The organism is Gammaproteobacteria bacterium (assembly GCA_022450155.1).
Lineage (GTDB): Bacteria > Pseudomonadota > Gammaproteobacteria > Arenicellales > UBA868 > REDSEA-S09-B13.
In genome coordinates, this window is sequence record JAKUQR010000027.1 from 1 (window position 1) to 9602 (window position 9602).

Here is a 9602-nt window from a genome sequence, read left to right on the forward strand (position 1 = left end):
GAGACTTCGTTGAGGGTGTCTACACTACCGAATTGGGTATAGAGAGAGCAAGCGTTGCAACGTAGACTGTAACTGGGGTCTACGATAGGACTACGGTGATGACAAATACAGCGGTCGATCTTGAAATGCGTTCGTATCTGCAGCGCATTGCGACCGGACCTGAACTCAGTAAAGACCTCTCCGAAGAAGAGGCTTATCGCGCGATGACCCATATTCTTGCTGGGTCAGCCGATGAAGTGCAGAGCGCGATTTTTTTGATTGCACTGCGCATGAAGCGCGAAACCGATGCTGAGAACTGCGGCGCACTTCGGGCACTTCTCGACAGCACAGTACAGGTGCGCTGCGCTGTTGTTACTGACATTTTGCATATTGCAGACCCTTTCGACGGATTTGTTCGTGGGTTACCAGCAGCCCCTTTTCTACCCGCAGTTCTTGCCGCCTGTGGTATCGCCACGGTCAGTTCGGGCGCTCGGCAGGTCGGGCCGAAGTACGGTATTTCTCACTGCCAGGTCCTCGAGGCCGCGGGTGCGGCAGTGGGGCTGGTTCCGGCTGAGGCAGCAGTGCGGCTTGATGATCCGACCTGTGGTTGGGCATACGTGGACCAAAGGCACGCCTGTCCGGGTCTGCACCAGCTGGTTGATCTTCGGTCACGAATTGTGAAACGGGCGCTGCTGACGACGTTGGAGGTACTGCTGGCCCCGGTCCTGGGTCAGCAGTCAACGCACCTGGTTACGGGGTATGTCCACAAACCTTATCTGCCAATTTATGCGATGCTGGCCCGCAGGGCAGGATTTGCATCTGCTGCGATTGTTCGCGGTGTGGAGGGCGGCGTTATTGCTTCTCTGAATCAGCCGTCGAAACTGCTGCGTTTTACTGCTGATCGTGACAATGAAGAACTTCGGCTTGATCCTGCGCTGGCTGGCATTACATCTAAGGTTCGTGCAGTACCACTGCCTGATGCAGTGTCGCCGGCGTCCGCACAGAGCGAACTGCCGGACGAAGACGAAATGCGCCGGAGAGTACTGGCCGCAGCTCAGGCCGGACGTCTAGCACTGGCCGGCGCACCGGGCCCGATGCGCGACAGCCTGATCTACGGTGCGGCAGTGTGTCTGCTACACCGGGGTGTCGAAATAAGTTTGAAGGGTGCTTCTGCCACTGTTCGGTCTGTGCTGGACAGTGGCCTGCCAACGGCGCGCTTTGACGCAGGTTGTCACTGAAAACAGACAAAAAGCCTAGCTGAAAGCCTGACGATCAGCGCTAAATCGGCCTGTCCACGGGTAAAGCCTTACATCAGCTTTCCTGCCACTGAGATGAAGTATAAATAAGCTATACTTATTTCAGTGGCCGAGGTCTGGATCTCGGTAATCAGCCCGGAAGGTCCAGTATGCATATTACCATTCGCCAGTTGCAGGTCTTCGAAGCCGTCGCCCGCCAGCTGAGTTATACCCGTGCGGCTGAAGAACTCCACCTCACGCAGCCGGCAGTTTCAATGCAGGTTAAACAGCTGGAAAATTCGGTCGGATTGCCGCTGTTCGAGCAGATTGGTAAGCGCGTATTCATGACTCAAGCGGGTGAAACGATGTTGCGCCACGCGCAGACCATCATGCGCCACCTGGTCTCCGCGCAGGAAGAAATGGACGAACTCAAAGGCGTGGATTCAGGCCGGCTGCGCATCGCCGTTGCTTCTACCGTAAACTATTTCGCCACACGACTGCTCGCCACTTTTGCCCGTTTGCACCCCAGTGTTCAAATCACACTTGATGTGACCAACAGAGAAACCCTGCTGGAAAAACTTGAAGGCAATCAGCCCGATATCGTCCTGATGGGTAAGCCACCTAAGGATCTGGATCTCGATGCGGACGATTTTATGGACAATCCCCTGATTATGATTGCGCGACCCGATCATCCATTGTCCGGGCACCGTTCAATAGCCTTGAAGGAGGTAAATGAAGAAACATTTGTTGTGCGCGAGTCCGGGTCTGGGACCCGTATCGCGATGGAACGGTTTTTCGATCAAGAATCTTTTGCTCCCAGTGCAACCATCGAAATGACAGGGAATGAGACTATCAAACAGAGTGTCGACGCCGGCCTGGGACTGGCGATCGTTTCTGTACACACCGTCGAACTTGAACTCGCGCTCGAGCGACTGATCCGTTTGGATATCCAAGGAATGCCAATCATGCGCCGCTGGTACGTTGGCAATCGGCGTGGTAAACGGCTTTCGCCAACAGCTCAGGCATTCCGCCAGTTTGTGCTGGATGAGGGCGCAAGGCAGGCTGTCACTTGATGCCAGACAAGTACTTTTGTTATGGCTGACAGAAGATTGCAGGTATTTACAACAGTAGCCAGGCTGTTGAGTTTTACCAAGGCTGCCGACGTGCTGCATATGACGCAGCCGGCAGTGACATTCCAGATCCGTCAGCTGGAGGAATACTTCAATACCCGTCTTTTCGATCGAACACATAACCGGATTGCACTGACCGCGGCAGGTGAACTGGTGAAGTCATATGGCGACCGGATCATCGCGCAGTACAGTGAAATGGACAATGAGATACGAAAACTCACGGGCGATGTTTCGGGCCCCCTGATTATTGGCGCAAGCACAACTATTGGTGAATATGTGGTACCAGGTGTCCTCGGAGACTACCAGGTGAAATTTCCGGAGGTGACGGTGCGTCTGAGAGTCACAAACACTCTCGGTATTATCCACATGGTGGAAAACAACGAAATTGATATTGGTATTGTTGAAGGTCCAATCGGCAACAAGAATCTGGCCACTCGAGTCTGTTGGCAGGATGAACTGGTACTGGTGATGCCGCCGAATCACGCGCTAGCTGGACCAGATCCTGTCAGGCCTGACGAGATCATGCAGTATCCGTTTATCAGTCGTGAGGAAGGGTCTGGCACACGGCAGGTTATCACCGACTATCTGACTGAAAACGAGCTGTCGTTCTCAGATGTGAACCTGGCGATGGAGTTCGGCAGTCCTGAGTCGATCAAAAGTGCAGTCGCAGCAGGTCTGGGAATTTCGATTTTGTCGATCGCAACGCTGGATAAGGAACTCAGCCTGGGCCTGCTTGAGAAATCCAGTTTGGCTCCTCCGCTCAAACGGCCGTTTACGATTGTTTACCAGAGACAGAAATTTCGTCTGCGGGCGATGGAGGAATTTCTCTTATTTGTAAAAGACCATTGTGATACGGCTGGTCTCACGGGCGGACAAGCTGACAATAGCAACTGACGTGGTCTGAATCTCAATGCCAGATCAGTCATCCACCTGATAATTATGAGCGCTGATATTGAACAGGCACTTCTGAAGGCATTTCGTCAAATGACACCGACGGCCCGATGTACGCTCGTCGATTTCGCTGATTTTCTATCGCAGCGGCATCCCTTTGCAGCCACACCGGTTTCCGAGAAGCCCCTGCAGGTGCCAAGACCAGTGGAAGAGAGTGTCATTGCGGCGATCCGACGACTGGCGACAACCTATCCGATGCTTGACAGTGACAATGTTTTTTCTGCAGCCACTACACTCATGACCCGCCATGTTCTGGGGCGGCACGCTGCGGTCGAGGTGATCGATGAACTCGAAGCGCTGTTCAAGGCCCGCTACGATGACTTGTACCCGGATGCATAATTATCTGAAGTAGTCAGGTTTATCTCCCGCTATGCCCGGTTTCCACCCAGAATCAGGCCCTCTTTCGCCAGCAGGACAGAGCAGTTGCTGCGGTGCGATGCCCTTCATTCAAGGCAGCTCACGCAGGTTCGGACCACATTGTCTGGAAACGTCGAACATGAAACAATTGTCGTCTTTGGGTGCACACTCGATGAAACAGCCAGACGATCAATCCATTGATAAAGATGGTTATCGACCTAACGTCGGGATCATTTTGTGTAATGGTCGGAGTCAGGTGCTTTGGGCCCGACGCAGCCGCCATGACGGCTGGCAGTTTCCCCAAGGTGGGGTCGAAAGGGGAGAATCAGTGCTGGATGCCGTCTACCGCGAACTCTACGAAGAGGTCGGCCTATTGCCTGAGCATGTCGACGTGATTGGGCATACACAAGAATGGCTGCGCTATGATGTACCCCGAACCTACATTCGCTCTCAAGGAATGGTGTTTCGAGGTCAGAAGCAAATGTGGTATCTGCTGCATATGCTGGCCGATGACAATCAAGTCTGCCTTGATCATGCCGAGCGCCCCGAGTTTGACGAATGGCGGTGGGTCGATTACTGGCAGCCTCTGAAACAGATCGTGTCGTTCAAGCGCCGAGTGTATAGGCGAGCTCTGACCGAACTCGAACCCATGGTGATGCGGATTGACCTGCACACGCGAGCGTCACATATTTCTGACTGCTAGCGACTTTCCATAGGTCTTGATGCGCCCCAAGAGGATGTATCGTTGATCGACGTGATGATCGCTGATATCACGACGCTCGACGTATCGGTCGTGGTTAATGCCGCCAATGAGACACTGCTGGGCGGTGGGGGTGTTGATGGTGCGATTCACCAGGCAGCAGGGCCTGAGCTCAAGACCTACTGTGCAAAACTGGGCGGGTGCAGGACCGGGGAGGCGCGGTTGACTCCCGGCTTTGGGCTGGTCCCACCCTGGATCATTCACACCGTTGGTCCAGTGTGGAAAGGCGGTAGCGCGGGGGAAGCGGCGCTGTTGCAGTGCTGCTACGAGAACTGTTTCGCGTTAGCGCTGGATGCCGGCCTGGCATCCATCGCTTTTCCGGCCATCAGTACGGGTGTATTCGGGTATCCCAAGGTAGACGCTGCAGCAATTGCGGTCTCCGTGATGTGTCAGCACCAGGGTCAGTTCGAGCGGATCGTTGCGTGTTGCTTCAGTGAATCTGATGCACAGGACTACAGGGCGCTGCTGACAGGCTCTAGCGTCTGACCCGGAGTGGGGTTCTCAACGTTTTTCGGTGCGGATCTTTTTAAGCAGCGTGCTGGTTGAGCAGGGATAGCGGATAGGGATGGTGTGGACCATTCCTCCATTATCCTGTACCAGATCGGCGCCGATAATCTCGGAAACAGGCCAGTCACCGCCTTTGACCAGCCAATCCGGTCGGCACAGGCGAATCAGTTCCAGCGGCGTCTCCTCCTCGAATCCGATCGCCAGGTCGACGGAACTCAGCGCGGCCAGTACCGCCAGCCGGTCGGCCAGCGAATTGATTGGCCGGTCTTCACCCTTGCCCAGTGCTCGGATTGACCCGTCACTGTTCACGGCTACGAGCAATGTAGCACCCAACTGTGCCGCCTGCTCTAGGTAATCAACGTGCCCCCGGTGCAGAATATCGAAGCAGCCGTTGGTGAAGACAAGCGGCCGCGTGACCTTGTCCAGTTGTGTCCGAAACTGGTCTCGGCTCTGAAAAATCTTGTGCTTGGAATTCAACGGCCGGTCAGGCGCCTGTACGCCCTGAGCTTACTGCATTAGATGTACTCAAATACCTTGATAACGCGCACCACACCGGGAACGCTGCGCACGATCATCACAGCCGCGGCTGCTTCAGCCGAGGTGACCAGGCCCATGAGATAGACATTTGCCCTTTCGGTAACAACTTTGAAGCGCGTCGGATCCACTGTGCGCGATACCACCAGCGCAGTTTTTACGCGGCCAGTCAGCCAGCTGTCGTTAACACGGCTGGCCGCATTGGTCCGGCCAGCCAACTCGATCCGATTCACAATCTGGCGGGTGTAATGATGAGACTTCGCAATGTCCAGAATACGGTCGATGGCTCTCTGGTCGGGTACTTCGCCAGTCAGCAGCACCACGGCATTCCAGATCGTGACGCTGACATTGGTGTCTGAAATCGTGCTGGTCCGGTAGATTGAAAGCCGTATGTCCATTTCGGCCTTATTGTCCTGCCAGTAAGCGCGCGGTTCCCGCTCGTCTCGTACGACATCAACAGCCAGTAAGCCTATGGCAGGAACACAGCCACCGGCCAGGAATGAGCCGGCCAACAGCAACAGGCCCAGGCCAACGTTCTTTAGGGGTGGTGTGCAGCCTGACAGTGTCATAGCCTCGTCTCTCCTGTCATATGAAGGTCAATAAGGTCACATATGCAGTGTATGATTATACCGTGGGCTTCCTGGATACGGGCTGTTGAGTCGGCCGGAACCCGCAGTTCCAGATCATTCGTGCCAAGCAGATCCGCCAGGGGACCACCGTCCCGCCCGGTCAGCGCGATGACGCCGAGTCCGGCAGATGCAGCAGCCTTGGTGGCCTCAAGAATGTTCGGGCTCTGGCCGGAGGTCGTGAAAACGATCAATACGTCGTTTGGTCTGCCCAGACCGCCGATCTGGCGGGCAAAAATTTGACTGAAATCGTAGTCGTTGCCCGCAGCGGTGAGTGTAGCTGTATCGGCCGGCAGGGCGATCGCGGCCAGCGGCTGGCGTTCTTTTTCATAGCGGCACAGCAATTCTGCGGAAAAGTGCAGCGCGTCGCTCGCCGAACCCCCGTTACCGCAGAGCAGGACCTTACCGCCGTTGTCGTAGACGGTGGCGACCCGGCGCGCCGCTTCGACCACCTGTAGACCGATTGCGGCCTGGGTCTTGAGTGCGATCGCGGCGCTGGTCTCGAAATGTTGTCTGATCTTTTGTTCAGGATCCATGGAGACGGTATTTCAGGGGATGTGGGTCCGGCAGCGGAGAAGTTTGAGACCGAACTGTAACAGGCCTTGGCTCCGGCCTACAATCCACGGCACTCCAGTGCGTTTCAGTGAGATGTCATGGTCGCGGGCGGTTTAGTGGAAGGCATTCTGAATCCAGCGACAATCCGGCGCATGTGGGCTGCCCGTGATCGCAACCACATCAAAACGACAGGGCCTGGATTGTAACCTGTCATGGCGCTGCAGATAGCTGGCTGCGGTGCGTCTCAGTTTCGCCTGTTTAGCCCTGCTGACCGCTTCTTCGGGTCGGCCAAACTGGCTGTCACGACGTTGCTTGACTTCTATAAAAACGAGCGTTTGGCCATCGATCATGATCAGGTCGATTTCACCCGTTCGACTGCGATAGTTTCTCAACAGCAGTACCAGGCCCTGCCGTTGCAGGAATTCAGCGGCAATATCCTCAGACCAGTGATGACTTCCAGGTGGTCGGCGCTTGATGTGGCTATTGTGCAATCACTTATCCACCTGCCGGGTCTGGGGTGCACCCTGGGAGGTGTCCGGATTGCGCTGTCACAGCCCCAGTGCCTTGTAAGCAAGTCCAGATCGCGGCATCGAATCAGTATACCGGATACACTTTAAAAACCTGAGTCACAGTCACCGGGTAGACCTAGAATGTTATTCAGTTCAGTCGAATGTAGTCAGCGGCTTGCGCTGGTATGAGCGTTTCCAGATCTGGTACGCTGTATGTGGTGGCGACACCGATCGGCAATCTGGGTGATCTGACTGTCCGGGCAGCTGAGATTCTGACATCGGTGGACCTGATCGCCGCCGAAGATACGCGGCACACACGGATTCTGCTTCAACATATCGGTGTGTCGAAACGACTGTTCTCGTTGCACCAGCACAATGAACGTGCGCGAAGTCGTCAGATCATCGACTCTCTGCTGCGTGGTGAGAATATTGCGCTGGTCAGTGATGCTGGAACACCGCTGATCAGCGATCCGGGGTACCTGCTCGTCCGAGATTGCTTGGCCCGAGGACTGCCGGTCCTGACGGTTCCCGGCGCCAGTGCCGTGACAGCGGCACTGGCTGTGTGTGGTCTACCGACAGATCGTTTCGCCTTTGAAGGGTTTCTGCCATCTCGATTGTCTGCAAGGCGAAGGATGCTTCAAGACCTGGCCCAGGAGCCCCGTACCCTGGTCTTTTTCGAGTCACCGAGGCGTTTAAAGGCGACACTTGCCGACATGGTCTGGGTTCTGGGCGGTGTGCGGCGCGTCTCGGTTTTGCGGGAGTTGACAAAGCGTTTTGAAGAGACTGTGCTGGCGACACTGGGTGAAATGGCGGAGCGCTTTGAAAACGATGATGATCCGGTCAGGGGGGAACTGGTGATCATCGTCGAGGGCTGCCAAGACCCGGTCGCCCAACGTTTAGTGAGTCCTGACGACGTTTTGCCGATACTCGCCGAACATCTGCAACCCGGTACAGCGAGTCAGGCAGCCGTCAAGTTGTTCGGCGGTCGTCGCAACGATTATTACGACCAAATCCTGGCATTGACCAAGCAGGATGTCTCAGATGGCTGACGCCCAAACTTGCTATAAAGTGTCAGCAGTAATATGTTGTCACAGGGAGTCGGCCGGGCGATCGCGGCCGCGTGACTGCAGCCACCGGAACACGGTGTTTAGCGGTGCGTGGCGGAGGAAAGTCCGGGCTCCACAGGGCAGGGTGCCAGATAACGTCTGGACGGCGCGAGTCGATGGACAGTGCCACAGAAAATATACCGCCTGCTCGGCAGGTGAATACCTGTTGAGCGGTAAGGGTGAAATGGTGCGGTAAGAGCGCACCGCGTTGGTGGCAACACGAACGGCAGGGTAAACCCCACCTGGAGCAAGACCAAATAGGAATCCAATGGTGTGGCCCGCATCGGATTCGGGTAGGTCGCTAGAGTTACATGGTGACGTGTGACCGAGATGAATGGTCGCCCTCGACAGAACCCGGCTTACAGGCCGGCTCCCCACCCCCGCCCACCGGGCCTGTAGGCCTTGTTTTTACCGTCTAACGGGCCATCTGTCGTAGTTATACAACACTGACGGACTGACAGCTGGCGTCGGTACTCGGTCACCCACGGGTGGCCACTGCTGAATTCGCGGTCGTCGACAGTGCCCAATCAGCGATAAGCCCATGATTTTTTTGAATTACGGGGGGTTGACAGGTCGTGATATTGATGCCAGAGTGTCGATTAGTGGGTAATTGTGGTGAAAAAGGTAAAAATTGACAAAGAATCGTGGGTTATTCAGCAGAACTTGCGGGCTACGGGCCGACCAATCCCGGTACCCTGATTACCCCGACCAGTTTGCCGTGGATGGCGGCATATCCATCCATCCTCATCCTCCTTTGGTGATTGCCCGGCCCCTTTTGGGGTCGGGCGTTCTTTATTGCACGGTAAGCGCCAATTGATTAATTGACCAGTGGACCAGACCAGCGGCTTGGGTTTGAAGTAAAGGCTAAGGTAGAAGACGACATGTTTCGTGGTGCAAGCTCCCTCAACATGGATCAAAAAGGACGGTTTGCCGTCCCCGCGAAATACCGTCAGGTACTTACTGAGCGCTGTGATGGTCAGTTCGTGCTGACGGTTAACAACACCGGGGAACGCTGTCTCTGGTTGTATCCCCAGGATGAGTGGGAGCAGATCGAAAGAAAGGTCGTCGAGTTACCCAGTTTCGATCCGTTAGCACAGGCGTTGAAGCGGCTTTTGATCGGCTATGCCACGGATTGTGATCTTTCAAGCGGGGGACGGATACGCGTCTCCGCGCCATTAAGGGAATTTGCAGGTCTAGAAAAACACATTGTATTGATCGGACAGGGAAATAAGTTTGAGATCTGGGATGAAGGCCTTTGGAAAGTGAAGTGCGATGAATGGCTGTTGAAGCAGCCCGAGGATCGGCAGCTTCCCATTGAGCTTGAGTCGCTCTCGCTCTAGACAACTCACCGGC

The 9602-nt window shown here is 55.4% G+C and carries 12 protein-coding genes and 1 other RNA gene; 9 read left to right on the forward strand and 4 right to left on the reverse strand.

Features of this window, described 5'->3' with window-relative positions; genetic code table 11:
- The first annotated feature begins 98 nt into the window (after window positions 1-98).
- The 6 genes from MK323_12650 (at window position 99) to MK323_12675 (ending at window position 4898) form a co-directional block, all read left to right on the forward strand.
- Window positions 99-1217 (forward strand): anthranilate phosphoribosyltransferase, encoded by a 1119-nt coding sequence (locus MK323_12650; protein ID MCH2483000.1) that lies wholly within the window; start codon window positions 99-101, stop codon window positions 1215-1217.
- A 167-nt stretch (window positions 1218-1384) separates the two neighbouring features.
- The gene (locus MK323_12655; protein MCH2483001.1) at window positions 1385-2287 is read left to right on the forward strand and encodes a LysR family transcriptional regulator; all 903 of its coding nucleotides are present in this window, start codon (window positions 1385-1387) and stop codon (window positions 2285-2287) included.
- A gap of 21 nt (window positions 2288-2308) precedes the next feature.
- Entirely contained in the window at window positions 2309-3238 is a 930-nt protein-coding gene (locus MK323_12660; GenBank protein MCH2483002.1) for a LysR family transcriptional regulator, read from the forward strand.
- Between the two features lie 45 nt (window positions 3239-3283).
- On the forward strand, window positions 3284-3634 hold the full coding sequence (locus MK323_12665; protein MCH2483003.1) for a hypothetical protein: 351 nt from the start codon (window positions 3284-3286) through the stop codon (window positions 3632-3634).
- A gap of 157 nt (window positions 3635-3791) precedes the next feature.
- On the forward strand, window positions 3792-4355 hold the full coding sequence (locus MK323_12670) for an RNA pyrophosphohydrolase (GenBank protein MCH2483004.1): 564 nt from the start codon (window positions 3792-3794) through the stop codon (window positions 4353-4355).
- Window positions 4356-4397: 42 nt separating this feature from the next.
- On the forward strand, window positions 4398-4898 hold the full coding sequence (locus MK323_12675; protein MCH2483005.1) for a macro domain-containing protein: 501 nt from the start codon (window positions 4398-4400) through the stop codon (window positions 4896-4898).
- Window positions 4899-4913: 15 nt separating this feature from the next.
- Here the strand turns inward: MK323_12675 and MK323_12680 are convergent, their stop codons facing one another.
- The 4 genes from MK323_12680 to MK323_12695 form a co-directional block, all read right to left on the reverse strand.
- A complete protein-coding gene (locus MK323_12680; protein ID MCH2483006.1) occupies window positions 4914-5396 on the reverse strand; it encodes an adenylyltransferase/cytidyltransferase family protein in 483 nt (160 codons plus the stop codon).
- Between the two features lie 38 nt (window positions 5397-5434).
- Window positions 5435-6022, reverse strand: coding sequence for a BON domain-containing protein (locus MK323_12685; GenBank protein ID MCH2483007.1), 588 nt, complete (start codon window positions 6020-6022; stop codon window positions 5435-5437).
- Window positions 6019-6615, reverse strand: coding sequence for an SIS domain-containing protein (locus MK323_12690; protein ID MCH2483008.1), 597 nt, complete (start codon window positions 6613-6615; stop codon window positions 6019-6021). The genes MK323_12685 and MK323_12690 overlap by 4 nt, the downstream gene beginning before the upstream one ends.
- Before the next feature lie 132 nt (window positions 6616-6747).
- Window positions 6748-7125 carry a YraN family protein gene (locus MK323_12695; protein ID MCH2483009.1) on the reverse strand — a complete coding sequence of 126 codons (378 nt, stop codon included), beginning with the start codon at window positions 7123-7125 and terminating at the stop codon, window positions 6748-6750.
- Between the two features lie 203 nt (window positions 7126-7328).
- Here MK323_12695 and rsmI point away from each other — a divergent pair, with 203 nt between their 5' ends.
- The 3 genes from rsmI (at window position 7329) to mraZ (ending at window position 9589) form a co-directional block, all read left to right on the forward strand.
- Window positions 7329-8192 (forward strand): 16S rRNA (cytidine(1402)-2'-O)-methyltransferase, encoded by an 864-nt coding sequence (rsmI, locus tag MK323_12700; GenBank protein ID MCH2483010.1) that lies wholly within the window; start codon window positions 7329-7331, stop codon window positions 8190-8192.
- Window positions 8193-8237: 45 nt separating this feature from the next.
- Window positions 8238-8627: RNase P RNA component class A (gene rnpB / locus MK323_12705), an RNA gene on the forward strand.
- Window positions 8628-9130: 503 nt separating this feature from the next.
- Window positions 9131-9589 carry a division/cell wall cluster transcriptional repressor MraZ gene (gene mraZ / locus MK323_12710; protein ID MCH2483011.1) on the forward strand — a complete coding sequence of 153 codons (459 nt, stop codon included), beginning with the start codon at window positions 9131-9133 and terminating at the stop codon, window positions 9587-9589.
- The last annotated feature ends 13 nt before the right edge of the window (window positions 9590-9602 follow it).